Source organism: Devosia sp. 1635 (assembly GCF_013185955.1).
Classification (GTDB): domain Bacteria; phylum Pseudomonadota; class Alphaproteobacteria; order Rhizobiales; family Devosiaceae; genus Devosia.
Window position 1 is genome coordinate 353,486 of the sequence record NZ_JABAOM010000001.1, and the last position, 24,824, is coordinate 378,309.

A 24,824-nucleotide genomic window follows, 5' to 3' on the forward strand; every position below is an offset into this window, starting at 1 on the left:
CCTTTTCTCAGCGCTGCGCCGGGAGCGTCACGGTGAAGATTTTGCTGATTGAAGACGATCGTGAGGCAGCAAGTTACCTGATCCAGGCGCTTGATGAATCCGGTCACGTGACCCACCACGCCACCGATGGGGAAACCGGCCACGCCATGGCGTCGGATATGGAATACGACGTGCTGATCGTTGATCGCATGCTGCCTCGCCGGGACGGTCTTTCCATTGTCGAGTCGCTAAGGGCCAAGGGTGACAATACGCCCGTGTTGATCTTGTCGGCACTCGGCGAGGTTGATGATCGTGTCACCGGGCTGCGCGCGGGCGGCGACGACTACCTGACCAAGCCTTATGCCTTCACCGAATTGCTGGCCCGGGTTGAGGTGCTTGCCCGCCGCTCGAGCCCCTCTGAAGCCGCCACGACCTATGAGGTTAGCGGCCTGACGCTGGACCGCCTGTCACGCAAGGTGGAACGGGATGGCGAATCTATCCTGCTCCAGCCGCGGGAATTCAGACTACTGGAATACCTGATGAGAAATGCCGGTAAGGTGGTGACCCGCACCATGCTGCTGGAAAATGTCTGGGATTATCATTTCGACCCCCAGACCAATGTCATCGATGTGCATATGTCGCGCCTGCGGGCCAAGATCGACAAAGGCTATGCCAATCCACTGCTCCACACGGTGCGGGGCGCCGGTTACATGATCCGCGAGTAGCGCGTGCACCGTCTGGCCCAACTCTGGCGCACCTCCACGGTCCGGCTGACCGCCGCGTTTATCCTGATCTTCATCCTGTTTGCCGTGCTGCTGCTGGGCTTTATTACCTGGCAGTCCAGCGTGCAGATCCAGCGCCAGCAGGCTGATGATATTGATCGCGAAGTGCGCTTGTTCCAGCGGATCGATGCGAACCAGGGGCTTCGTGGCCTCGCCATAGCCGTGGACCGGCTGTCGCGCCAGCCGGGCCCGGGCGTATACTTTCTGGGCGACGCATCCGGCCAGTACCTCTTGGGCAATGTCGTGCAAATTCCCGCGGGAGTGCTAGTGGAGCCGGGCGTTTACAGCTTCGACTATGAACGGGCCAGCCCCTTGGGGGACGACGGCCAGTCCGATGCGGGTCCCCGCCGGGGCGTTGCTGTGGTGCGTTCGCTTGAACTCAGCAACGGGCTGCGGCTGGTGGTTGGCCGTGACGTGCTGGAACGGCGGGGCTATTCGGCCATCATTGTGCGAAGTTTCCTCGTAGGCGTCGCCGGAATCATCTTCTTTTCCATGGTGGCGGGGGGCCTCACCGCCAGAAGAGTGCTGCGGCGTATCGATTCCATCCGCGATACCTCGACCAAGATCATGTCGGGCAATCTCTCCGAGCGCGTGCCGATCACCCGGCGCAATGACGAATTCGATGGGCTGGCCACCAATCTCAACGCCATGCTCGACCGCATCGAGCAGTTGCTGCAGGGCCTAAAGGAAGTCACCGACAACGTCGCGCACGACCTCAAGACCCCGCTGACTCGCCTGCGCAATCAGGCAGAAGCGGCACTGCGCCCCGGGGCAAGCGACATGACTCGCGAGCAGGCACTTGAAACCACCATTGCAGAAAGCGATCGCCTGATCCGCACCTTCAACGCTCTTCTGATGATCGCCAGAGCGGAGGCCGGTGCCCCATCGGGCGCATTCGCCGAGGTCGATGTCAGCGCCGTTGTAACCGATCTAGCCGAGCTCTATGGCCCCGTGGCCGAGGACGAGGGAATTGCCGTTGAAACCGCGATTGCCCCATCCGTTCGCCTGAAGGGTAATCGCGAACTGATTGGGCAAGCCATGGTCAACCTGCTCGAGAACGCTTTGAAATATGCCAAGCCCGAGCAGGGCGGGCAGGGGCGCATCACGATCAGTTTGCGCGAAGAACGCGGTCGGGTCCTGATCGAGGTTGCCGATAATGGTCCCGGCATTGCAGAGGAAGATAGGCTGCGCGTTGTCGAGCGCTTTGTGCGATTGGAAAAAAGCCGGTCTGAACCGGGATCAGGGCTTGGGCTTTCGCTGGTGGACGCGGTGGCGCGCCTGCATGGCGGCAGCTTCCGGCTCGCGGACAATGCTCCTGGGGCGCGGGCGATCATCGACCTGCCTGCAGGGTGACGGGGACCGGCTTGCCGCGGCGAAACGTCCCATATATCACATAGGTTTATGGCTACTGCCCTCCAACAACTGCCCCCGACGCCAACGCCGCGCTTCGATGAATGGCTCGGCAGCCTTCCCGAGGCCGAGCGCGTTCCGCTGGCAGCAGCTGCCAGTGCCCTCGGCCCTTTGCTGGAAACAGCGCCATATCTCTTGGGCCTAGCCCAAGCCAATGCGGGATGGTTGGGTCAGGCGCTGGGGCAAGTGCCAAACTCAGTGTTTCATGCCATCCTCGATGATGTCGCTGAGGCCGGGCGAACCGCGGCCGACGAAGCGGCGCTGGCGCCCATACTGCGTCGCGCCAAGGCGCGCACCGCCTTGTGGGCGGCGGTCACCGAAACCGGGCGAGCTCTAAGCACCGCACAGACCACTGCTGCCCTGTCCGACCTTGCCGATGCTGCCCTTGAAGCCGCACTGGACCTCTTGATGCGCCAGGCTGCGGGCCGGGGCTTGCTGGACATTCCAGTCGAGGAAGCGACGGCGGCCAATTCGGGCCTCGCCCTTTTCGCGCTGGGCAAGCATGGCGGACAGGAACTGAACTACTCTTCCGACATCGACATTGTCGCGTTTTTTGATCCGGAGAAAGGCGTGCTCGCTGAGCCGGCCGAAGCGACGAGGTTCTATTCACGCGTTGTGCAGCGGCTGATGGGACTGATCGAAGATCGCACGCCCGATGGTTATGTGTTCCGCACTGACCTGCGGCTGCGGCCCGATCCGGGTTCGACCCCGGTCGCGATCTCGGTTGATGCGGCCCTCGCCTATTATGAAAGCCGCGGGCAGAACTGGGAGCGGGCCGCCTGGATCAAGGCGCGAACTTGCGCCGGCGATGGGGAAGTTGGCGCCAGTTTCCTCAAGGAACTGGCGCCCTATATCTGGCGCAAGCATCTCGATTTCGCGACCATTGCCGATATCCAAGCCATGAAACGCCAGATCAACATTGCCAAGAACGTTGGCGAGATCCGCGTGGAAGGTCACAACGTCAAACTCGGGCGCGGCGGAATCCGCGAGATCGAGTTCTTCACCCAAACCCAACAACTGATTGCCGGCGGGCGCGACAAGAGCCTGCGCGCCAAACCTACGGTCCTCGCACTCGCGGCGCTGGCCGATGCCAATTGGATCACGCTCACGGCCGCTTCAGAGTTGAGCCACACCTATTGGTTCTTGCGCGCCGTGGAGAACCGGCTGCAGATGCTGCGGGATGAACAAACCCATACCATGCCGACCAATGCTGACGATCTGGCCAGCATTGCCCGGCTCATGGGAGAGGACAGCCTGCTGCGGTTTCAGGCGGAGTATCGTGCCGCACTCGAGCTGGTATCTTCCTATTATGGCGAGCTATTCACCGAAGGGGAGAGCCTGGGTAGTGCTGAAGGCAACCTAGTGTTTACCGGCAGCGATGATGACCCGGGCACGCTGGAAACCCTGTCGCAGCTCGGCTTCACTGACCCTCATCTCGCGATCGCAACTGTTCGCAAGTGGCATTACGGCAGCTACCCTGCGACGCGCGCAGCGGCTGCCCGCGCCCATTTGACCGAGCTGCTCCCAGCGCTGTTGTCGACGCTTGGCGCTGCCGGCAATGCTGATCTGGCGCTGGCGCGGTTCGACAACTTCCTGTCCCGCCTACCCACGGGCGTGCAGCTCTTTGCCTTGCTGCGCACTCATGCCGATTTGCGCACCTTACTGGTGCAAATGATGGCCTCGGCTCCCCGCATGGCCGAAGCGGTGATCCACCGCACCCATGTCATGGATGCCTTGATCGACCCCGCATTTGCCAGCGAAGTCACACATCGCGACGTGCTGATTTCCAAGGTCGATGCCTTCATGGCTGAAGCTCGCTCCTATGAGGAGAGCATCGATCGCGCCAGGATCATCGGACAGGAGCAGCGATTCCTGATTGCCGCGGGCTTGCTCTCGGGCACAGTGAGCGCGAAGGGTGCAGGTGAGCAGTTCACGGCCTTGGCCGAAACCCTGCTGAACCGCCTTTTCGCGACGGTTAAGGTCGAGTTCGAGCGCCGCCACGGCCGCATCAGGGACGGCCGGGTGGCGCTGCTAGCCTTCGGCAAAATGGCTAGCCGCGAGATGACAGCCACCTCCGACCTCGATTTCATCATGCTTTATGATGCTCCCGACGTGGAATCGGACGGCGACAAACCCCTCAGTGCCAGCCATTACTACACCCGGCTGACCCAGCGGCTGGTGGCCGCCATCAGCGCTCCGACAGCAGAGGGCGTGCTGTACCAGGCCGATATGCGCCTGCGCCCTTCCGGCAATGCCGGCCCGCTCGCCACCAGCTTGCACGGCTTTGTGGATTACCAGCTCGAACATGCCTGGACTTGGGAGCATCTCGCGCTCAGCCGCGCGCGCATAGTCTTTGCCGACGGCACCTTCGGCGAACAGATGAACGACGCCGTGGCCCGGGTGCTGGCAACGCGGCGTGACACCGCCAAGGTCATTGAGGATGTTCGTTCGATGCGGGCGTTGCTGGCCAAGGAACGGCCACCCCGCCACCCATTTGACCTTAAGCTCGCGGCGGGCGGACTGGTGGACCTGGAGTTCATCGCCCAGTCAGGGTTCCTGTCGGTCGGCTCCCAACTGGGCTTGCCGCAGGCGCTCACGGCGGAGGTGCTGACCCGGCTCGACGAGCTTGGCTTGCTGCCCAGCGGCACACGGCTCGCCCAGATCCATGGGCTTTATTCGGAAGTGATCCAGGTGATGAGCTCTGCCTTGCTCGACCCGTTCAAGGAGGAAGGCTGGAATGGGGCCTTCCGGGAATTGCTAGCGCAACTGACCCACTACCCCGATTTCAGCCGGCTTGAGCTGGATCTTGCTGAAATGCGCGCCGAGGTCTCGGCCGCAGCGCAGGCCTGGTACGAGCGAGCCGCAGCCCTATAGAGGCCTATTCGGCCGCCCGAATGCCTTCTTCGCTGCGCAACGGCAGGCAGATGGCCACCGTCGTGCCCAGGGAAGGGCTGGAGTCAATGGCCATGTGCCCGCCGCTGAGCTCGGCAATGGCGCGCGAAATCGAAATGCCAAGGCCGTGACCAACCCCTTCGCGAGTGAAGGTCGCGTCACCAAGGGCGAAAGGCTGGGAAAGACTGGCCAGCCGCTCCTCGTTCATGCCGAGCCCGGTATCGGTGATTTCAATAACAACGCCATCATGGGCAGCAAAGGCTGCCAGCGTGACTCGGCCCCCGCTCGGCGTGAAGCGGATCGCGTTCTCGACGATATTGCCGATCATGCGCAACAGCCCTAGGCGGTCGCCATGCACAACCGCGCCGCAACCTTCGCCGCGCACAAAGCTCAGCCCGGCTCGCGCAGTTTGTCCACGGAAGCGCTGCCCGACCTCGTCGAGGAGCTCGTCCACGCTGAGTGGATCGGAGCGCAGCATCTTCTGCCCGCCTTCAAGCTCCGCGAGATCAAGAATGGTCGCAAAGGAATCCAGCAGGTGTTCGCCAGAGGACTTGATCGACTGCACGTAATCCTTGTAGCGGCGATCGCCGAGCGGGCCATAAGCCTCATGCCGCATCAGTTCGGCAAAGCCGATGATGTGGTTGAGCGGCGTGCGTACGTCATGGCTGAGATGAGCCAGGAAATTGGTCTTGGAGCGGCTGGCGGCCTCGGCCTTGAGCTTTTCCTCATGATAGCGGCGGGCGAGCAGCCGCTGCTCCTCCCGGATGGAGTTCAGCAGTGAATCGGCTTTTTTGCGCTCGGTGACATCGGTCACGAGCGTAAGGAAATTGCCGTCGCCCAAGGGACGTTCCTCGATCAGCATGCAGCTGCCGTCTTCGCGATGCAGCTCCATCAAGCGGGTGTTGTCCGCGTCATTGACCAGCTTCATGTATCCGCCGGCAATCAGTCGCTTGACCATTTGGGGGTAGGTCACGCTTGTACCCTCCAGGTCCAGGCGCTCGCGGTACTGTTGATTGCAGACCACCAGCTGGCCCGATTTGGTCCAGCACGCCATCCCCATCGGCACAGCCGAAGCAAGGGTCTGGTAGACAAAACGCTGCATGCGATCGGGCATTTCGTTGAAGTGGCTGCGGCGCCAGGAGAGGCCTGTCATCAGCGCAGCCACGGCAAGGGCGGCCAGGGCCCGGACCAGCAGGCCGGGCCATATCAGGTCCTCATTGGCTTCAAGCAACAAGATACCGTGCTGACCAACGGGGAACTGCTCGCTGACGAGCGTTCTCTGGGGAGCAGTGGAAGGATCGGCGTGTAGCCGCGCATGAACGACACCGCCCGACAGCCTTACCGCTTGTTGCAGCTGCGGCAACGGAGCGGTGGTTGCGGCAATCTCGTCTGCCATCAATGCGCCGATGGCGGTCAGGTCGCGACGGGCCTCATCAAGGGTCCTTGCCGTGTCATAGATAATGAAAAGCGTCGCGGCCAGGATGGCGGTGAGTGCGACGGTCCTCGTCACGGGCGAAACCTTGCGGAAAAGGGACCCTGTATGGGTGTTCTCGCCTTCTGGCCGATGAGCTGAATTCTGACCTTTGCCCACGCTGAATCCATCAGCGCCGACGCCGGATTGCTCCGCCGACCGCATGAATAACTCCGTAATGTGAGGCTAATTGCCCCGACCGATACCCTTAACGAACAATGAATCAGGCGGTGGCAGCTTGTCCATACCTCTCCGGCCAGCGCTAAAGCGAGACCCGCCAAAAGGCGAGTCTCTTGAATCACTTAGCGGCGGAGAAATATTCTTCCACAGGAACGTGCATTTAGCTTCCCAACATGCGGGAAAGTATGTCAGCCGTGTTGCGGCTCAGCTCGGTCGAGGCCTGCAACTGCCGGAGCGCCGCGTGCGCTGCCTCGCGCCGGTTTGGCTCCAGATTCTGCCAGATTCTGAAGCCTGTCAGCACCCGCGCAGCCACCTGCGGGTTGACCGAATCCACCTCCGCCACGAAGTCCGTCACGAAGCGGAAACCGGCGCCGTCGGCACGGGCAAACTGAGTCGGGTTGCCCGTCGCAAATGTCCCCACAAGCGAGCGCAAGCGATTCGGATTGGTCTTGGGGAAGCCGGGATCGGCAAGGATGGTACGCATGCGCTCGATCACCCCATCATCGGTGGCGCTGGCCGAAACACTGAGCCATTTGTCGAACACCAAAAGGTCCCCGGCAAAGCGCAGGCGGAAGTCAGCTAGAAGGGCAGGGGCGTCGGGGGTCCACTGCGAACCGCTGACCGCGAGCGCCGCCAGGCGATCGGTCATGTTGGTGGCTTCATGGTACTGCCGGGCTGCGAGCGCGGCCCCATCGGGGCTCGCTTGGACCAGGAGGGACAGCAGGCGATTGCGCAAGGAGCGTTGGCCGGACTGCGCCGTGGTGGGGGCATAAGTCTCCGTGATGGCGAGGCCCTCGTAGGCGGCCTGCAGCATTGCAGCAACCGGTCCGAAGACTGCGCCGATCAAAGCCTGGCGCACCTGATGGACGCGATCCGGATCTACATCCCGGCCGATGGCTCGGGCAACAAGCGACTCGTCGGGCAGACCAAGTGCCTGCGCCTTGAAGGCGTGGTCGAGCCCGGGGTCACCCAGCGTCTTCATCATGGCTTCGCGCAGTGCGGCGATCGCTTCATCGCGCCAAGTCTTGCCTTGGGCAGCTGCCACCATCAGCTCGGTGCTGACCGATTGCAGCGCTTCCCAGCGGTTAAACGGATCGCTGTCATGCCGGGCCAAGAACAGATTGTCCGCCGCGGACCGGTCGGCATGGACCTGCACCGGCGCGGAAAAACCACGGAACAAGGAAGGAATGGGCTGGTTGGCGACCCCCCTGAACTCGATCACGGCTGTTTCGGTGTCGAGGATGATGAGGTCGTCGCTTACCGTTCCGCCAGATACGCCCGTCCAGCTTAGTTCGCTGCCGTTGGGTCCGAGCAGGCCGAACTTGACCGGGATGACCAGCGGCGACTTCTCCGGTTGCCCCGGAGTTGGTGCGGTGTGCTGCTTGAGCGTCAGCCGATAGGTGCGACTGATGGGATCATAGCTGTCCGAAACCGTGACCTGAGGCGTGCCAGCCTGCAGATACCAGATCTTGAATTGCTCCAGATCGATATCGTTGGCTTCCGAGAAGACCGCGAGGAAAGCCTCGATGGTCGTGGCTTCACCATCGTGCCGCTGGAAATAAAGGTCCATGCCCTTGCGGAAACCGGCTTCGCCTAAGAGGGTCGCCAGCATCCGCACGATTTCGGCGCCCTTCTCGTAGACGGTGGTCGTGTAGAAGTTGTTGATCTCGCGATATTGGTCAGGCCGCGGCGGATGGGCCAGTGGTCCACCATCCTCGGGAAACTGCGACACGCGCAGATTCTGCACGTCATGGATCCGCTGCACTGGACGGCTGCGCTCGTCCGAGGAAAACTCCTGGTCCCGGTAAACCGTCAGCCCTTCCTTGAGGCAAAGCTGGAACCAGTCGCGGCAGGTGATGCGATTGCCCGTCCAGTTGTGGAAGTATTCGTGAGCGATGACGCGCTCGATCGAAGCGTAATTGGCGTCGCTGGCCGTGTCCGGCCGGGCAAACACCAGCCGATCGTTGAAGATGTTGAGGCCTTTATTTTCCATGGCGCCGAAGTTGAAATCCGACACCGCGACGATGTTGAAGATGTCGAGGTCGTATTCGCGCCCAAACCGCTTCTCGTCCCAGGCCATCGAGCGCTTGAGGCTGTCCATGGCCCAGCCGCACTGGTCTTCCTTGCCTGGCTCGCAATAGATCGCCAGTTCCACCTTGCGGCCGGACATGGTGTTGAAGCTGTCGCTGATCGAGCCGAGCTTGCCGGCAACGAGAGCAAAGAGGTAGGCCGGCTTGGGGAAGGGGTCCTCCCAAACCGCATAATGCAGGCCGTCGCCAGCGTCACCGCGCTCCATCAGATTGCCGTTGGAGAGCAGCACCGGTGCCACGGCCTCCGGCGCCGTTATGCGCACCTTGAATGTGGCGAGGTTGTCGGGGCGATCGAGGTAATAGGTGATGCGCCGAAAGCCCTCGGGCTCACACTGCGTGCACCAGGTCCCGTTAGAGCGATAAAGCCCCATCAACTTGGTGTTGTTTTCCGGCTGCAGGGTGACCTCGGTTTCCAGCACGAACCGACGCAGTGGCGGCTCAACGAGAGTCATCCCGTTGGCATCGGCTGCATAGGCAGCCTCCACCAGCGGCAAGCCGTCGAGGGCCACCGATTGCAGCCGCAAACCGTCGCCATCCAGCACCAGCGGCGTGGCTGCAGCCGTGTTCGGGCGTGGCTCGACCGTCAGCAGCGAGCGAACGCGCGTCCCCTCTTCGAGGATGCGAAAATCCAGGTCTACCGCCGTGATGCGATAAGGACTGGGCGCGTAATCTTTGAGATAGATGGTGTGCTCGGTTTCAGTACGCATGATTTCGGTCCAGGTGTGAACCTTAGTCTTCAATCGATTGTGGCCGTGCCGCAACAGCAGACTTCGGTTAGATATGCGATCAGTGCGGCTCGCGGCCGCCTCCCTCCTTCTACGTCAAATTGGACGTCGATGGGGAGGGAAACCAGTTACGTGGCTGGCGTCCCGCGCAAGATTTCCCCCGGTTGACGTTCCCGCGTCATCTATTTCTGGGAGTCAGCGTCGTGACAGGGCGCTCTTGAACGTCTGTTGCTTGTTGAAGGGGTGACCGCATGTTGCGCTGGTTTGAACAACGTCTGAACCCGTATCCTGCCGAAGAGCCCAGTGAACCACCCCGTGGCTTGCTCGCTTTTTGCCTGTATTACAGCCGCGGCGCCAAGAAGTGGCTTGCCCTGATGGCTGTAGCCGCAGCGCTCATCGCAGCGGGCGAAATCTTGCTGTTCGGCTTTATCGGCGATGTGGTGAACTGGCTGGCCGACGCCGACCCCCAGACTTTCCTGGCCACGGATGGCTGGAAGCTGGCCATCATGGGCGCGATCGTCGTTCTCGTGCTGCCGGGACTGGTGCTCCTTTCCACGCTTACCATGCACCAGACTCTCCTCGGCAATTTCCCCCAGCGCATCCGCTGGATGAGCCATCGCTATCTCATCCGCCAGTCCATGAGTTACTTCCAGGACGAGTTTGCCGGCCGCATTGGCGCCAAGCTGATGCAGACATCGCTCGCCGTGCGCGAAGTGGTGATGAAGCTGCTCGATATGCTGGTCTATGTGAGCGTTTATTTCACTGGCGCGGTCGTGCTGGCCGCGTCGACCGACTGGCGGCTGGCACTGCCATTTCTGGCTTGGGTGGTCTGCTACATCCTGTTGATGTGGTACTTCATTCCGCGGCTCGGCAAGATCTCCGAGCAACAGGCCGATGCCCGCTCGACCATGACCGGTCGCATCGTCGACAGCTATACCAATATCGCTACTGTCAAGCTCTTCTCCCATTCCAATCGGGAGGAACGCTATGCCCGGGAAGCCATGGATGGCTTCCTCGACACGGTTTATCGGCAGATGCGCATGTTCACCGTGCTCAACGTGGCCGTGAATTTCTCCAACGCGCTGCTGCTGTTTTTCGTCGGTGCCACCGGAATCTGGCTGTGGTTGCAGGGGACGATGTCGCCAGGCGCCTTGGCGGTGTCGCTGGGGCTCGTGATGCGCTTCCAGGGCATGAGCCAGTGGGTCATGTGGGAAATGTCGGCGCTGTTCGAAAATATCGGCACGGTGCGCGATGGCATCGCCTCGATCTCGCTTCCCCGCGTTGTGTCCGATGCCGAGGGGGCGCAGCCAATCGGCAAGGTGACTGGCGATATCCGCTTCGAAAATGTGAGCTTCCACTATGGCAAAGACAGCGGTGTCATCGAGGGGCTCAACCTGCATATCCGTCCGGGCGAGAAGATTGGCCTGATCGGCCGGTCTGGCGCGGGCAAGTCCACGATCGTCAACCTGCTGCTCCGCTTCTATGATCGTCAGGGTGGCAGCATCCTGATCGATGGCAAGGATATCGCCACCGTCACGCAGGATTCGCTGCGCGCCAATATCGGCGTAGTGACCCAGGACACGTCCTTGCTGCACCGCTCCGTACGCGACAACATCGCCTATGGCCGGCCCGATGCCACGGAAGCGGAGATCCGCCAGGCCGCCGAACTCGCTGAAGCCGCCGATTTCATCGAAACCCTGAGCGACGCCCAGGGCCGCAAGGGTTATGACGCCCATGTCGGCGAACGTGGGGTGAAGCTGTCCGGCGGGCAGCGGCAGCGCATCGCCATTGCCCGGGTGCTGCTCAAAAACGCCCCGATCCTGGTGCTCGATGAGGCCACCTCAGCGCTCGACAGCGAAGTAGAAGCGGCTATCCAGAGCCAGCTGAAACTGCTGATGCGCGGCAAGACGGTGATTGCCATTGCTCACCGGCTTTCGACCATCGCTGCGATGGATCGGCTGGTGGTGCTCGATCACGGACGGGTGGTCGAGCAGGGCACCCATGCCGAGCTGCTCGCGCAGGGCGGGCTTTACGCTCAGCTCTGGCAGCGCCAGTCCGGCGGCTTCATCGAAGCGGACCAAAGCGAAGAGGCCGCTCAGTAAAGCGGCCTCTGTGCCGGCATGCCCGTGCGGGCGCGCCTGTGATCATTCTGCGCCTCGACGCAAAAAGTCTTGCTCAGCCAGACCACACCCATTGGAGCTATCCGGCAGACTCTGTAGAAGGCTGAAATCGATTGCAGCGGTGCTTTCGCTGCTTTGAACGACGTCTACTGGGAGGAACCGGATGTCCACTGCCGCCGCTTATTCTGTGCTTGAACTTGGAGGGACATTCCGCCTTTCCTCGCCGACCTATCACACCTCGGCTCCCATCACCTTGCCTGGCGACGTGCATGGCGCCCTGCTGGCGAATGGGGAGATCCCTGATCCCTATTTTGGCGAGAACGAGAAGGAGGTCATGTGGGTCAACCGCACCGAATGGTCAGTCGAGCGCAGCTTTGAAGCAAGCGCAGCCGATATCGATGGCTATTTGACCTTGACCCTGGCCGAGGTGGACTGCATCGCCACCATTTTCCTCAACGACGAAGCGATTGCCCACACCGACAATTCCTTTGTTCGCCACGACATCGATGTGACCGGCAAGGTTCGGGAAGGCAGCAACACGCTGCGCATCGAATTTGCCGTCACGCGCGATGTCGCCAAGGCGCGCGCCGAGGCCCATCCATTCCCGCTGCCTTTTACCAAGAACTACCAGACCAATGGTCTGGAGGGCATTCACCTCAATTTCGTGCGCAAGGCCCAGTGCCATGCCGGCTGGGATTGGGGCATTTGCCTGATGCCGATCGGCATTTATGGCACGATGCAGGTGCGCCGCTCGCGCCTCGCGCGTCAGGAAAGCGTGCAGGTCGATCAGCTGCACCGCGATGGCGCTGTTGAGCTGACCATCCGCACCCGCGTCTTCGCCTTTGCGGCCGGAGAGGTGTCGATCAGCCATGCTATCGACGGGCAGAGCATTCGCGAAACGGTGGCCGTCCAGCGCGGCGAAAACCTGCTCATCCATGGTGTTCGCATTGAGAACCCGCGCCTGTGGTGGCCGGCTGGGCAGGGCGAGCAGCCGCTTTATGAGCTGGAAACCGAACTCGATGGCGAGCGCACCACCCGCAAGCTTGGCTTGCGGCAGCTCGAATGGGTGGTGGAGCCCGACGAGATCGACCACACCTTCAAGTGCCGCATCAATGGGCGGGATATCACCATGATGGGCGCCAACTGGATCCCGGCGGATGCCATTCCGAGCCGCATAACGCCTGAGGTTATTCGCGATCTGTTGGGCAGCGCCAAGGCGGCGAATATGAATATGCTGCGGATCTGGGGCGGTGGGCAGTATGAGCCCGATTACTTCTATGATCTCTGCGATGAGCTTGGAATCCTCATCTGGCACGACTTCATGTTTGCCTGCATGAGCTATCCGTCCGATCGGGCGTTCCTTGCCAGCGTGCGCGAGGAGGTGACCCAGCAGGTGCGCCGGCTGTCCCATCACGCCTGTATTGCCTTGTGGTGCGGGGACAATGAGGTGATCGGCTCGCTGGGCTGGTACCCGGAAACGCGTGCCGCGCCAGAGCGTTACGTGGCGAACTATGACCGGCTCAACCACATGCTCGGCACCATTGTCGAGGACGAGGATCCGGCGCGGCGGTTCTGGCCCTCGTCGCCCTCAATGGGTTATCTCGATTTCTCTGATGGCTGGCATGCCGATACGCGGGGCGACACGCATTACTGGGATGTCTGGCATTCGGCCAAGGCCTTCGAGGCCTATCGGACGGTCAATCCGCGGTTTGCTTCCGAGTTCGGCTTCCAGTCGTTCACCTCGATGAACGTCATTGAAACGTTCTCTGAACAGAAAGACAGGAATCCCTCTTCGCCCGTGATGGAGAACCATCAGCGCAATGACGGGGGCAATGCGCGTATCCTCGAGACCATGACGCGCTACTTCCGCTTCCCGCGCGATTTCGACCAGATGGTGTTCCTGTCCCAGATCCAGCAGGGCCTCGCGATGAAGACCGCCATCGAATACTGGCGCTCCACCAAGCCGCGCTGCATGGGCACGCTTTATTGGCAGATCAACGATATCTGGCCGGTCGCGAGCTGGGCGAGCCTTGATTACGGCGGGCAGTGGAAGCTGCTGCAGTATATGGCCCAGCGCTTCTTCTTGCCGGTGAACGTCGTCGCGGTACCCCGGCATGCGGAACTCAAGACCAATTCGCGCGGATTGCCGGTCGAGGGTGCGGCGCCAACCCAGATTGTGCTCAAGGCCGTCAATGATACTGGCGCCGAGGTGACGATCAGCCTCGAGGTCCGGGCGGTCAAGGTCGGCGGGGGCGATCGTGTGGTGTTCTCCGGTAGCAGCGCCGTTGGCCCGGATGCTGCAATGGCCGTGGCGACGCTCGATGTTGCCGAACTCGCCGCCGACGAGTTCCTGTTGTTCACCTGGCGCGATGCGGCCGGCAAGGTGCTGGGCGAGAATGATTACTTTCCCAAGCCCTACAAGGCCTATGAGCTGCCGCCCGTAGCGGTGTCGGCCAGCTGGGCCGAGGGCCCCGCCGGCCCCGTGCTGACCCTTGAGGCCGATAAGCCCGGCCTGTTCACCACCGTGACGGTCGATCAGCCCGGCTATTTCTCCGACAACGCCATCACCCTGCTGCCGGGTCGGCCCACAGTGCTGGGCTTTACGCCGCGCCATGGCGGCAAGTTCAGCGCCAAGGAGCTTGCGGCCACGCTCAGCATCCGCACGCTGGCAGATACCTTCTAGCTCCGGCCAGCCCCTTGTCTCGTGGCAAGGGGCTGACTCTTCAGCCCTGTTCGCGCCCGGATCAATGGTTGACAGGGCGCGGTGGGTGCGGCCAACCTGCCGATGCCGCGTTCTCCTGCGGCGCTCCGGATCCGCTCCATGTCGACGACTATTGCTCCCCTCGAGGAGCGCCGCCTGTTTGGCATCGGCCTCGTGCTGTGCGCCAATCTGCTGTTTACCTGCCTGGATGGCTCAGCCAAATGGCTCGGCCTGGTTGGCTTGCCGGCGATGCAGATCATCTTTGCCCGCTATTTCGTGCACCTCGTAATTGTTTCAGCGGTCAACCTGCCCAAGGGTGGTCGCGATCTGGTGCGCACCGCCAATCTCCGGATCCAGATCGTGCGGGCGCTGGCGCTGCTCGGATCGAGCCTGTGTAACTTCACGGCGGTGCGCTATCTGCCACTGACGGTCACCGGTGCCATCGGCTTTACGACACCGCTGATCATCTGCCTGCTCTCGGTGGTGTTCCTGCACGAGCAGGTGGGCTGGCGGCGCTGGACCGCCATTGGCGTGGGGTTCATCGGCATCCTGATCATTGTCCATCCGGGCAGTGAAGCCTTCCAGCCGGCCACGCTGCTGTCGCTCGCCGGGGCGGGGTTCTACGGGGCCTATGTGCTGCTGACCCGGCGCCTGGCGGGGGTGGACTCGGCCGCGACCCAGCAGTTCTATACCGGCGCCGTGGCAGTGGTCTTGCTGTTGCCCTTCGCCTTTGCCGATTGGATCTGGCCAACGACAACGCTCGACTGGGTGGTTTTTGCCGCTGTCGGGGTGATCGGTTTTCTCGGCCATCAGTTCGTGACGGTGGCGCATCGCTTTGCGCCGGCCTCCACCCTCGCACCGTTCTCTTATGTGCAGATCATCTTCATCGCCGCGCTGAGCTGGATCGTCTTCAACCAGCCGCCTGATATCTGGTTCTTGCTTGGCGCGCCCATCGTTGTCGGCAGCGGCTTTTACATCTGGCTGCGCGAGCGCGCCTTGTCCAAGCCCGTGGGTCCCGTCACCGAGCAACGCTGACGGGGCGGGCCGCCATGGCTCGCTCACGCCAGGTGGCGGCATAGGTGTCCAGTTGCGGCAGGGCCAAGGGCGCGATGGGCTTTCGACGGCTTGAGCCCGGCTTGGGGCCGCCAAACAACATGCTGGCTCCAAAACTGGTGCCGGTGCTGTCGGCCGAAGCGCTGACGGGCACGCCGGTGAGCTGGGCGAGCGCCGCCGCGAACAGCCCATTGCGCGCAAAGGGCCCCTCGATGATGATCTCTTCGCCCAGCCCGCAGAGTTCGAAGCAGGTCTGCGTCACCAGCGCGAGATAGAGCGCGGTGGCAGCCGATCGTCCGCCCGGCGACAAGCGGTCGGGATCGGTTGTCCAGCGCCCCGTAGCCGCCGGGAAGGGGCCAACGCCGGGAGCAAAACTGGGCAGGGCCTGGATGTCGCCGCCGATCACCGCATGGAGTTCGGCGCTTGTGGGTTCGACATAGGTGCCGACAAGAGCGTCAAATTCCCGACCGCCCATGAAGCGGGCGGTGGGTACGGGCCGGCCGAACGCGTCCACATTGGCGAGGCTGTCGCGGCGCTCATCGAGCCCTTGGGTCTTGCCGCCGATGGTCATGGCGATGGTCCAGGTGCCGGTGGAAAGGATCGTGACCGGCGCCTGCTGTCGACCGAGATGCGGCAGCAGCGAAGCGTTGGAGTCGTGAATGCCTGAGGTGACCGGGGTGTCCGGCGGCAGTCCGGTCTGGGCGCTGATCTCTGCCTTGATCGTAGCGATAATGCTCGCGGCAGGGCGGATGGGTGCGAAAAGTTTTTCCCACCCCTGGCTGGTCACCAGCGATGAGAACTTGCCCTGCGCCGGCGCCCACAGATCGGTGTGGCAGCCGAGCGAGGTGACCTCGCTGGCGAGAACCCCGGTGAGCCGCCAGGCCCAGTATTGCGGATAGGGCAGGATATGGTTCACGCCGGCAAACGCATCGGGGAAGTTGCGGGCTTGCCAGAAGAGCTGCGCCCCCAGGTTCAGTCCACCGGGCAGACTGGGCGACAATGTCTCGGCAAAGCCGGGGCGTACAGCCCGGTACTGGGTGGAGAGGGCATCGGGCCCGGCATATTCATAATCCAGTACGGGGAGGGCCAGCTCGCTCCCGGACAGCAGGGCCGCCGTCGCGCCATGCGTGGTGATCGAAATGCCCTCGATGCCGTGCTCGGCATGCAATGCTTGAAGGCTCGCGAGGATAAAGGACCAAAGCCGGTCCAGATCGGCATGGGGGTAGGGCCCGTCGCGGACCACGCTGTTGGGCGTGCTGCGGCTCGCCACTTGTGCAGCGTTCACCGTGTCGATCAGCACCAATTTGGCGTTGGTCTTGCCAATATCGATGACGGCTACCAGTCGAGGATCGGGCATTGCAGCAGTTCCAAGCAGACCCTCCTGCAGTACTGCAGAAGATAGAAGCGCGCTAGCTGGCGCTATTGGCACCGCAGTTTTGAGGGCCCGGTGTGCCCTTGGCGGTTGAAGAACGCGGGCAAGCGCGTAAATAGGGCCCATGAACACTGCCCTTTCGCCAGCACAAGTCCCCACCGAACCCTTCTCGCTGCGCGAAGCTCGCCGCTTTTCCGTGGCACCGATGATGGAATGGACTGACCCCAGGTGTCGCTATTTTCACCGGCTGCTGACGAAGCGCGCGTTGCTGTTCACCGAAATGGTGACGAGCGCGGCGCTGGTGCATGGTGATGCGAGCCGGCACTTGCGGCTCGATCCGGTTGAGCAGCCGGTGGCCGTGCAACTTGGTGGGTCGGACCCGCACGAGCTTGCGGCCGCCACGCGCCTTGCGGATGCGGCAGGTTTCGCCGAGATCAATCTCAATGTGGGATGCCCCTCTGACCGGGTGCAATCGGGCCGGTTCGGCGCCTGCCTGATGGCCGAGCCGGAACTGGTGGCGCAATGCGTGCGGGCCATGCGCGATGCCACCGATCGGCCAGTGACGGTCAAGTGCCGCATCGGTATCGACGATCAGGATACGGAAACCGGCTTGGATCGCTTTGCCGATGCCATGGTGGAAGCCGGCGTCGACGCGCTGTACGTGCATGCCCGCAAGGCGTGGCTGAAGGGCTTGTCACCCAAGGAAAACCGCACCATTCCGCCACTGGACTATGATCGGGTGTATCGGCTGCGGGCGCGATTGTCGCCGTTGCCGGTGATGATCAACGGTGGCATCGAGACCCTGGAACAAGCCGAGGCTCATCTCGCCCATACCGACGGGGTGATGCTGGGGAGGGCCGCCTATCATACGCCCATGCTGTTGGCCGAAGTGGACCAACGCTTCTTTGGCGCCAGCGAGCCGGCGCCTAGGCTTGCCGAGGTGATGCAGGCAATGGCCGACTATGCCGCCCGCGAGCGCCGTACCGGCATGCGGGTCAATGCCGTGACCCGGCATATGCTGGGCCTGGCCAATGGACTGCCCGGAGCGCGTCAGTTCCGGCAGATCCTGAGCGTGGATGCCTGTCGGGCAGGGGCGGACGAGAGTGTTATCCTGCGCGCGATGGAAGCTCTGGACGCCTCGGCGCTGCGAATGGCGGGTTAGTCCACCAACTCCAGCGAGTTCTGCGACACGCTGTAGCGATTGAGCGTTTCCAGGTAGGTCATGCCTAGGAGGCTGGTTTCCAGCGCGTTCTGTTCGGCGACAAAGGCGACGACGCCTTGGCGAACAATCCCCCCGACCTCGATTTGATCGAGTCGCACCCGCGCGGCCTGGCCGGTGCCATTGGCAGTGGAAACGGGAATGGAGAAGCGCAGCTTGCTGGTATCGATCCCCGCCGATTCCGCATCGGCCTGGGTCAGCACGACCGCGCTCGCACCCGTATCGAAGATCATGGGCGTGGTGTGGCCGTTGACCGTGGCGGCGATTTCGAAATGCCCCCCCATGCCACGGCGGAAGGTCGCGGTGCCTCGGTCGGAATCCACCACGGCAACCCCGGGGCGCAATTCACCCGCGACCCGCCCGGCAATGCCCACGAGTTCATCGCGATAGCTATAGGACAGGGCGGCGACGCCAAAAATTGCGACCCATAGAGCCATGGCCCCGAAGAGCTCGGAGGCTCGGCGCCGGCGCCCGAAGGCACCGCCGGCAAACACAACCAGCAGAATGAGCAGGGGGAGGAGCTGTGCGGTTTGCGCCTGGGTCAGCCCCAACAGGGCGCCGGCGTCGCTGCTCACCAAAGCGGCCAAGCCAACAGCAACCAGAAGGGCGATGCCGATAAAGATCATGCCTGCGCCCTGTTTCTAGCTGTGCAAATCATCTCACAGCATAAAGGAAAACTCGGGGGCGATTTCAAGGCCCGGCGGCAAAGCACACGAGAACCGCGAGCACCACTATCTCGAGGAGCGCGACGAGGCCACCCACGACGTCGCCGGTTTGACCGCCGAGCAAGCGCCGGCAAAGCCGTGCCCAGGCCAGCGTTGCAACGCCAGCAAGCGGCAGGGCAAGGAGGGGAGCGAGCCAGTTGCTCAAGGGCCAAGTGCTGAGGCTGAACAGCATGAGGGCGAAGGCTAGCCCAATGGCAAAAGCGGCCCGGCTGAGACTCCCGGCCGCGGCCGAGGCACCGTCGCGCCGGGCGGGTGGCAGGGCCACGGCGAGCCACAATGCTCCCGAACGGGCCAGCACTTGCGCCCCCAGCCAGAGGATGGCGGCCCCCAGCGGATCGATAGCGGCAAGGCTCGCCAGCGCCGCGACCCGCATCAGGAGCAAAAGGCAAAGGGCAGCGACGCCATAGGTGCCGTGCCGGCTATCCTTCATGATCTCGAGCCGACGCTCGACCGTATGGCCGCCGAACAACCCGTCGGCGCTGTCAGCCAGCGCATCCTCGGCCATGGCGCCGCCGGCAACCACCAGCACGGCAACGGCAAGAGCGGCGGCAAGCAAGGGCGGCATGCCCAAATGCGGGGCGACAAAGAGCGTGAAAGCCGGTGCAAGCCCGATCAGGATGCTGGCGAGCGGCAGGACCGGGGCCATGCGATCGAGCTGTGGCAGCTCATGGGGTGCAGATCCGGTGGGCAGGCGCGAAAAGAAGCGGATGGCCATCAGCAGATCGGCCGGCACGGCGTGCCGGCGGCGCGGTCGCGCTCCGTTCAATTGCATTTCGCTCCCATCTGCGCCAGAAGTCCGGCCTTCCCTACCACTCGTTGTCCGGTTTCTCCATGCCCCTACACCCAGCCTATGCCGATGTGCTCGAACTGCTGACGATCCTGCCGGAAGGCGACGAGCAGGCAGTCAGCGCGGTGCGCGAGCGCGAGCGACACCTGACCAAGCCCGCGGGCTCGATGGGCAAGCTCGAGGAGCTGGTGGAGTTCCTGGCGCGCTGGCAGGGGCGGGCCAAGCCGCGGCTCGACAACCCGATGGTCACAATCTTTGCCGGCAATCATGGGGTGACCGACCAGGGCGTATCGGCGTTTCCGCGCGAAGTGACAGCGCAGATGGTGGCCAATTTCACCGAAGGGGGCGCCGCGATCTCCCAGATCTGCGCCCTGCACGAGATCAATCTGCGCGTGTTCGAACTGGCGCTGGAACTGCCCACGGGCGACATCACGCAGACCGCGGCGCTTGACGACAAGATGTGCGCGGCTACCATTGCCTATGGCATGGAAGCCATCGCCGGCAAGCCCGACCTGATCTGCATCGGGGAAATGGGCATCGGCAATACCACCGTGGCGGCCGCGATCTATGCGGCCCTCTACGGCGGCAGCGGGCGCGACTGGGTGGGGCGCGGCACCGGGGTGGACGATGCCGGCCTGGCGCGCAAGGCCGATGCCGTGGACCGTGCCCTGGCTTTGCACAAGGGTGACCTGGATCATCCGCTGGCGATCCTCGCTCGGCTTGGCGGCCGCGAGATCGCGGCGATGCTGGGCGCGATCATTGCCGCGCGCCATCAAAAGGTGCCGGTGATCGTGGACGGCTTTGTGGCAACGTCAGCGGCGGCGATCGCGCATGCCGTGCATCCCAATGCGATCGATCATTGCCTCTTTGCCCATGTTTCGGCCGAGCCGGGGCACCGCCGGGCACTTGAAGCCATGGGGCAGACGGGGCTGCTCGATCTTGGCATGCGGCTGGGGGAGGGCAGTGGCGCCGCCCTGGCCGCAGTGCTGGCCAAGACCGCGCTGCACCTGCACAACAACATGGCAACGTTCGAGAGCGCGGCGGTCACGGACCGCGCCTGAGGGCCAAGGGCGCCGAAGCGGGTCAGCCCGCTTCGGAATAAATCTGCAGCCGGTCTTTTTTCTGCACCACTGGCGCCAGGGCATCCATGACCCGGGCGCGGGGGAAAGTCGCGATTACTTCGGTGCCAAAGCGCACCTTGGAAAAGAGATCAAAGCGCCCCTGGTGCAGTTCCATGATCTTCTGGACGATCGGCAGCCCAAGCCCCGCGCCTTGTTCGGCGGTCTTTTGCGCCAGCGAGCCCTGACCGAAGGAGGACAGCACGGTGGCAATCTCGTCCTCGGGGATGCCAGGGCCGTTGTCCTTGACTGAGATCAGCTGCCCGCCATCGCCGCTGCGAGTCACGACGAGAGTGATCTTGCCGTTCTGGGGCGTAAACTTGATGGCATTGCTGAGCAGGTTCAGGATCACCTGGCGGATGGCGCGCTCATCGCCCCACAGCCGCGGCAGGTTGTTCCCTACATTGAACACCAGCTCGATGCCCTTAGCCTTGGCGCGCAGTTCCATCATGCGGCGGCAATCGGCGGCGATATCGACCAGCGAGACGATCTCTTCATTGAGCTCATATTTGCCCGCCTCGATGCGGCTGAGATCGAGCAGCTCGTTGATGAGATTGAGCAGGTGCTGGCCGCTGGCGTGAATGTCGCCGGCATATTCCTTGTATTGCGGCACCTGATGGGGGCCCAGCAATTCGGACTGCAGCACTTCCGAAAAGCCGATAATGGCGTTGAGCGGTGTGCGCAGCTCGTGACTCATCGTGGCAAGAAACTGCGACTTGGCGATATTGGCCTGCTCGGCATGGCGCCGTGCTTCATCGGACATGTGCCGGGCTTCTTCGAGTTCGCCGATCAGCGTGTCTTTTTCCGCCTGGTGGGTGACGGTCTCGAGTTCGGACGCGTGCAGCTGGCGCGCGAGATAAACAAAGAAAACCTCGCCACACACCGCAACGGCCGCGAGCATGAAGTTGAGCGTGCCGCCGAGGGCAATGAGGTTGATCGAAACGGTGAGCGTGACCGGCAGCGTGCTCATCAAGGTGGCGGGCGGCAGGGTGTGGGTGGCCACGGCATTGGCCGCGACGCTCACCAGCACCATGGCAAACATCACCGGGGTCAGGCTCTCGGGGCTGGCAACCAGGGTGAACAGGGCGAGCAGCGACCAGGCCAAACCATAAACGGTTTCGCAGGCGACAAAGCTTGCCGTCCACTGACCGGCATTGAACTTGGCGGGATCGCTCGCCTTGAAGCGCCGCGCGACCAGCACGATCACGAGAAGACTGATCAGCACCGTCCCTGCCCAGAGGGTGGCAAAGAGCGGCGGAACCCAGAAACTGGAGACAAAGGACAGGATGACCACGATGGCGGCCATTGGCAATGCCGCAGCAAGCCGGGCGCTGGCATAGTCATGCAGCAGCTCGAAGTCGAATGCCGCGCGAGTGCCCGAACTGGACGTCAGGCGTTGGCGCGCATCCAGCACGGTCTTTTGTGCGTTGCGCTTGGTGTCACGCCCCATAAGCGAGCGGACGTCAGCGTCGATCGTGGCCCAGGACGGCATGGAACTCTTACTCGGTACTAAGTGATGCGAACCAGAAACGCATTCGCTACGCTCACAGCTGAACACTAGCGATGGCGTAGTTAACGGGCGGTGAAGTCCTGAATCGATATCTAAGGCAAAGGCGAGTGTTCGCCGGACGACGCGGCTCGCTCGCGGCAATGGTGATTCTCGCCCTCGTGGCGGTGTTGGCCGCATGGCTCGAGCCCGATCTCCCGCCGGTGGGCGGCGCCGGGCGCGCCAGCGATGGGGACAGTTTGCGCTTGGGCGAGCAACGTGTCCGTTTGCTCGGCCTCGACGCTCCCGAACTCAACCAGACCTGTCGCCGCGACGGAGCGAACTGGCCCTGCGGACAAGCGGCCCGCGACCGCATGGCGCAATTGCTGCGCTCGGGTGATCTCGACTGCCGCCCCGAAGGCCGGGACAAATATGATCGCTTGCTCGCGCGCTGCAGCATCGGATCCCAGGATCTTGGCGGCCGGATGGTCGCCGAAGGTTGGGCGCTTTCGTCGGGTGACTATGATCGCGAGCAAAGGGCCGCCCAGGCCGCCGGGCTGGGTATCTGGAGCGGCTCCTTCGTGCCGCCACGCGAATGGCGGGACCAGCAGGATCGTGCCGAGGCGGTCTGGGACTGGTTGCCGTTCTTCTAGGCGTTGAGGTTAGCTGGCTGCTTGCGCAAGATTATTGCGGCGCTCGCTGGAATGTGGCAGTTAATAACCTAAATTGGGCCGGCAAACCGGCCGGAGACGGAATAGGTTTTCGCGGGGGCGAGATGGCGCTGGACAAGATCGATCGTAAAATACTGACCTTGCTGCAGAAAGACGCGACCATGCCGGTCGCTGAAATCGGCCGCAAAGTGGGGCTGTCTACGACCCCATGCTGGCGCCGCATTCAGAAAATGGAAGAAGAAGGCGTGATCAAGCGGCGCGTTGCCGTTCTGGATCCCGTCAAGGTCAATGCCGGGGTCACGGTGTTCGTGTCGGTCAAGACCAATGAGCACAGCGAAGGCTGGCTGCGCAAATTCGCGGCGGTTGTCGAAGATTTCGCCGAGGTGGTCGAGTTCTATCGCATGAGCGGAGACATCGATTATCTCCTGCGCATCGTGGTGCCCGATATCGCCGCCTACGACACCTTCTACAAAAAGCTCATCACCAAGATCGCCCTCACCGATGTGAGCTCGAGCTTCGCCATGGAGCAGATCAAGTACACGACCGCCTTGCCGCTGGACTTCGCCCTCGTTGTCGATGACGATAAATAGCCATGCTGCAGGGGTTCGAACATATCGGCATGACTTCGGGCGATCTTGATCGCACCATCTGGTTCTATTGCGATCTGCTGGGATTGCGCTTGCATCTGCGCAAGCCGGCATCCTCGGGCGAAGTCGCGTTCCTCGATGCTGGCGGCGGCATGCTCGAAATCTTCGCGCCCGCCGAGCCGGTGAGCCGAGCCCAAGATGTGCCGCCGCAAACGGCGGGTATGCGCCACATGACCTTTGCCTTCTCCGACATCGACCCGGTGGTGCAACGGCTCGAGGAAGAGGGGCTCGAAATCATCGAGCGTCCACGGCTCGCGCATAACCAAGACGTGTTCAAGCGGGTGGCGTTCTGCCGTGATCCCGATGGGATCATCGTCGAACTCGCGGAACGGGCGGCTAGCCGCCCGTAACCGACATGTGCCGCCCCAGTGCCGGTGCAGGCCGGGCCCGGTCGATCACGAAGTCATGGCCCTTGGGCTTGATCAGCATGGCATGGTCCAGCGCCGCATCGAGTGCTTCAGCACCGCCCTCGCGCAGCGCGTCGCGGAGATTAACCTGATCTTCCTGCCCGAGGCAGAGGAACAGCTGGCCAGTCGCCGTCAGGCGAACCCGGTTGCAGCTTTCGCAGAAATTGTGGCTCATCGGGGTGATGAAGCCCAAAACGCCCCCAGTTTCAGCGACATGCAGATAGCGGGCTGGGCCACCGGTACGCTGGTCGAGCTTGCTCAAGGTCCAGCGGCGAGCCAGCCGGTCGCGTAGCTCACGCAGGGGTAGATAGCTGTCGACCCTGTCGAGCCCAACTTCTCCCAACGGCATGCCTTCGATCAGTGTCAGGCCCATGCCCCGGCCATGCGCCCACTCCATCATGGGCTCGATCTCGTCTTCGTTGACGCCGCGCATCGCCACCATGTTGATCTTGATCTGCAGGCCCGCCGCTTGCGCGGCGTCAATGCCGGCCATCACATCGGCCATCCGGCCGCGGCGAGTGATTTGCGCAAAGCGGTCCGGATCAAGGGTATCGAGGGACACATTGATCCGCCGCATGCCCGCCTTGAAGAGGTCGCCGGCAAAACGGCTGAGCTGACTGCCATTGGTGGTCATGGTCAGCTCTTCAAGGCCATGCTCGAGATGTCGGGCCAGGCTGCGCACCAGATCAAGAATGTCGCGCCGCACCAGGGGTTCGCCGCCCGTCAGGCGCAGCTTGGTGACGCCGCGTTGCACGAAAGCGGCGGCAATGGTCTCGATTTCCTCAAAGCTCAGCACTTCCCGCTTGGGCAGGAAGGTCATGTTTTCCGCCATGCAATAAACGCAGCGGAAATCGCACCGGTCCGTGACCGAGATGCGCAAATAGGAAATATGGCGGCCGAAGCGATCAACAAGCGGTCGCGCAACGGAGACGGGGCTGGTCATGGCGCCAACCTAATCGTCTTCGCCTTCATTTCAAAGCGTGCTCGCC

18 protein-coding genes are annotated in these 24,824 nt (G+C 62.7%); 11 read left to right on the forward strand and 7 right to left on the reverse strand.

What is annotated here, in order from left to right; translation table 11 throughout:
- Nucleotides 1–32: 32 nt before the first annotated feature.
- The 3 genes from HRU92_RS01850 to HRU92_RS01860 are packed head-to-tail and all read left to right on the forward strand — an operon-like array spanning nt 33 to nt 5,045.
- Complete coding sequence (locus tag HRU92_RS01850; protein ID WP_127752387.1) at nt 33–704, forward strand: response regulator transcription factor; 672 nt, start codon at nt 33–35, stop codon at nt 702–704.
- A 3-nt stretch (nt 705–707) separates the two neighbouring features.
- Nucleotides 708–2,114, forward strand: coding sequence for an ATP-binding protein (locus tag HRU92_RS01855; protein WP_127752388.1), 1,407 nt, complete (start codon nt 708–710; stop codon nt 2,112–2,114).
- Nucleotides 2,115–2,162: 48 nt separating this feature from the next.
- Nucleotides 2,163–5,045: a bifunctional [glutamine synthetase] adenylyltransferase/[glutamine synthetase]-adenylyl-L-tyrosine phosphorylase gene (locus HRU92_RS01860; RefSeq protein ID WP_172122780.1), complete on the forward strand. Its 2,883-nt coding sequence runs from the start codon at nt 2,163–2,165 to the stop codon at nt 5,043–5,045.
- Nucleotides 5,046–5,049: 4 nt separating this feature from the next.
- On the opposite strand, the gene HRU92_RS01865 is transcribed toward HRU92_RS01860, so the two are convergent.
- Nucleotides 5,050–6,573 carry a PAS domain-containing sensor histidine kinase gene (locus HRU92_RS01865; protein WP_172122781.1) on the reverse strand — a complete coding sequence of 508 codons (1,524 nt, stop codon included), beginning with the start codon at nt 6,571–6,573 and terminating at the stop codon, nt 5,050–5,052.
- A gap of 301 nt (nt 6,574–6,874) precedes the next feature.
- Nucleotides 6,875–9,511, reverse strand: coding sequence for an aminopeptidase N (gene pepN / locus HRU92_RS01870; protein WP_173087474.1), 2,637 nt, complete (start codon nt 9,509–9,511; stop codon nt 6,875–6,877).
- Nucleotides 9,512–9,780: 269 nt separating this feature from the next.
- On the opposite strand from pepN, the gene HRU92_RS01875 reads away from it, so the two are divergent.
- From HRU92_RS01875 to HRU92_RS01885, 3 genes are all read left to right on the forward strand, one after another.
- Nucleotides 9,781–11,631 (forward strand): ABC transporter ATP-binding protein, encoded by a 1,851-nt coding sequence (locus tag HRU92_RS01875; protein WP_173087476.1) that lies wholly within the window; start codon nt 9,781–9,783, stop codon nt 11,629–11,631.
- Nucleotides 11,632–11,812: 181 nt separating this feature from the next.
- Nucleotides 11,813–14,332, forward strand: a complete 2,520-nt coding sequence (locus HRU92_RS01880; RefSeq protein ID WP_173087478.1) for a glycoside hydrolase family 2 protein — start codon at nt 11,813–11,815, stop codon at nt 14,330–14,332.
- Nucleotides 14,333–14,470: 138 nt separating this feature from the next.
- The gene (locus HRU92_RS01885) at nt 14,471–15,385 is read left to right on the forward strand and encodes a DMT family transporter (RefSeq protein ID WP_164854753.1); all 915 of its coding nucleotides are present in this window, start codon (nt 14,471–14,473) and stop codon (nt 15,383–15,385) included.
- Here HRU92_RS01885 and HRU92_RS01890 read toward each other — a convergent pair.
- Entirely contained in the window at nt 15,369–16,760 is a 1,392-nt protein-coding gene (locus HRU92_RS01890; protein WP_172122785.1) for an FGGY-family carbohydrate kinase, read from the reverse strand. The genes HRU92_RS01885 and HRU92_RS01890 overlap by 17 nt on opposite strands.
- A 139-nt stretch (nt 16,761–16,899) precedes the next feature.
- On the opposite strand from HRU92_RS01890, the gene dusA reads away from it, so the two are divergent.
- The gene (dusA, locus tag HRU92_RS01895; RefSeq protein WP_172122786.1) at nt 16,900–17,937 is read left to right on the forward strand and encodes a tRNA dihydrouridine(20/20a) synthase DusA; all 1,038 of its coding nucleotides are present in this window, start codon (nt 16,900–16,902) and stop codon (nt 17,935–17,937) included.
- On the opposite strand, the gene HRU92_RS01900 is transcribed toward dusA, so the two are convergent.
- Complete coding sequence (locus HRU92_RS01900) at nt 17,934–18,620, reverse strand: TIGR02281 family clan AA aspartic protease (RefSeq protein ID WP_172122787.1); 687 nt, start codon at nt 18,618–18,620, stop codon at nt 17,934–17,936. The two genes, dusA and HRU92_RS01900, sit on opposite strands and share 4 nt — an antisense overlap.
- A 64-nt stretch (nt 18,621–18,684) precedes the next feature.
- The gene (locus HRU92_RS01905; protein ID WP_172122788.1) at nt 18,685–19,491 is read right to left on the reverse strand and encodes an adenosylcobinamide-GDP ribazoletransferase; all 807 of its coding nucleotides are present in this window, start codon (nt 19,489–19,491) and stop codon (nt 18,685–18,687) included.
- Nucleotides 19,492–19,550: 59 nt separating this feature from the next.
- On the opposite strand from HRU92_RS01905, the gene cobT reads away from it, so the two are divergent.
- Nucleotides 19,551–20,567, forward strand: a complete 1,017-nt coding sequence (gene cobT, locus HRU92_RS01910) for a nicotinate-nucleotide--dimethylbenzimidazole phosphoribosyltransferase (protein ID WP_172122789.1) — start codon at nt 19,551–19,553, stop codon at nt 20,565–20,567.
- 22 nt (nt 20,568–20,589) lie between these two features.
- Here cobT and HRU92_RS01915 read toward each other — a convergent pair whose 3' ends face one another.
- The gene (locus tag HRU92_RS01915; RefSeq protein WP_248306941.1) at nt 20,590–22,116 is read right to left on the reverse strand and encodes a HAMP domain-containing sensor histidine kinase; all 1,527 of its coding nucleotides are present in this window, start codon (nt 22,114–22,116) and stop codon (nt 20,590–20,592) included.
- 125 nt (nt 22,117–22,241) lie between these two features.
- Here HRU92_RS01915 and HRU92_RS01920 point away from each other — a divergent pair, with 125 nt between their 5' ends.
- The 3 genes from HRU92_RS01920 to HRU92_RS01930 all read left to right on the forward strand — a co-directional run bounded on the left by HRU92_RS01920 (nt 22,242) and on the right by HRU92_RS01930 (nt 23,778).
- Entirely contained in the window at nt 22,242–22,763 is a 522-nt protein-coding gene (locus HRU92_RS01920; RefSeq protein ID WP_172122790.1) for a thermonuclease family protein, read from the forward strand.
- A 128-nt stretch (nt 22,764–22,891) separates the two neighbouring features.
- A complete protein-coding gene (locus tag HRU92_RS01925; RefSeq protein ID WP_127755172.1) occupies nt 22,892–23,371 on the forward strand; it encodes an Lrp/AsnC family transcriptional regulator in 480 nt (159 codons plus the stop codon).
- 2 nt (nt 23,372–23,373) lie between these two features.
- Complete coding sequence (locus HRU92_RS01930) at nt 23,374–23,778, forward strand: VOC family protein (RefSeq protein ID WP_172122791.1); 405 nt, start codon at nt 23,374–23,376, stop codon at nt 23,776–23,778.
- On the opposite strand, the gene moaA is transcribed toward HRU92_RS01930, so the two are convergent.
- Entirely contained in the window at nt 23,765–24,778 is a 1,014-nt protein-coding gene (gene moaA, locus HRU92_RS01935; RefSeq protein WP_172122792.1) for a GTP 3',8-cyclase MoaA, read from the reverse strand. The genes HRU92_RS01930 and moaA overlap by 14 nt on opposite strands.
- Nucleotides 24,779–24,824 lie beyond the last annotated feature (46 nt).

Excerpts from the sequence above, each read along its gene's own strand:
- HRU92_RS01860 (WP_172122780.1), top strand. The coding sequence starts at position 2,163 with ATGGCTACTGCCCTCCAACAACTGCCCCCGACGCCAACGCCGCGCTTC.
- pepN (WP_173087474.1), bottom strand. The coding sequence starts at position 9,511 with ATGCGTACTGAAACCGAGCACACCATCTATCTCAAAGATTACGCGCCC.
- HRU92_RS01875 (WP_173087476.1), top strand. The coding sequence starts at position 9,781 with ATGTTGCGCTGGTTTGAACAACGTCTGAACCCGTATCCTGCCGAAGAG.
- HRU92_RS01880 (WP_173087478.1), top strand. The coding sequence starts at position 11,813 with ATGTCCACTGCCGCCGCTTATTCTGTGCTTGAACTTGGAGGGACATTC.
- HRU92_RS01885 (WP_164854753.1), top strand. The coding sequence starts at position 14,471 with ATGTCGACGACTATTGCTCCCCTCGAGGAGCGCCGCCTGTTTGGCATC.
- HRU92_RS01890 (WP_172122785.1), bottom strand. The coding sequence starts at position 16,760 with ATGCCCGATCCTCGACTGGTAGCCGTCATCGATATTGGCAAGACCAAC.
- dusA (WP_172122786.1), top strand. The coding sequence starts at position 16,900 with ATGAACACTGCCCTTTCGCCAGCACAAGTCCCCACCGAACCCTTCTCG.
- HRU92_RS01900 (WP_172122787.1), bottom strand. The coding sequence starts at position 18,620 with ATGATCTTTATCGGCATCGCCCTTCTGGTTGCTGTTGGCTTGGCCGCT.
- HRU92_RS01905 (WP_172122788.1), bottom strand. The coding sequence starts at position 19,491 with ATGCAATTGAACGGAGCGCGACCGCGCCGCCGGCACGCCGTGCCGGCC.
- cobT (WP_172122789.1), top strand. The coding sequence starts at position 19,551 with ATGCCCCTACACCCAGCCTATGCCGATGTGCTCGAACTGCTGACGATC.
- HRU92_RS01915 (WP_248306941.1), bottom strand. The coding sequence starts at position 22,116 with ATGCCGTCCTGGGCCACGATCGACGCTGACGTCCGCTCGCTTATGGGG.
- HRU92_RS01930 (WP_172122791.1), top strand. The coding sequence starts at position 23,374 with ATGCTGCAGGGGTTCGAACATATCGGCATGACTTCGGGCGATCTTGAT.
- moaA (WP_172122792.1), bottom strand. The coding sequence starts at position 24,778 with ATGACCAGCCCCGTCTCCGTTGCGCGACCGCTTGTTGATCGCTTCGGC.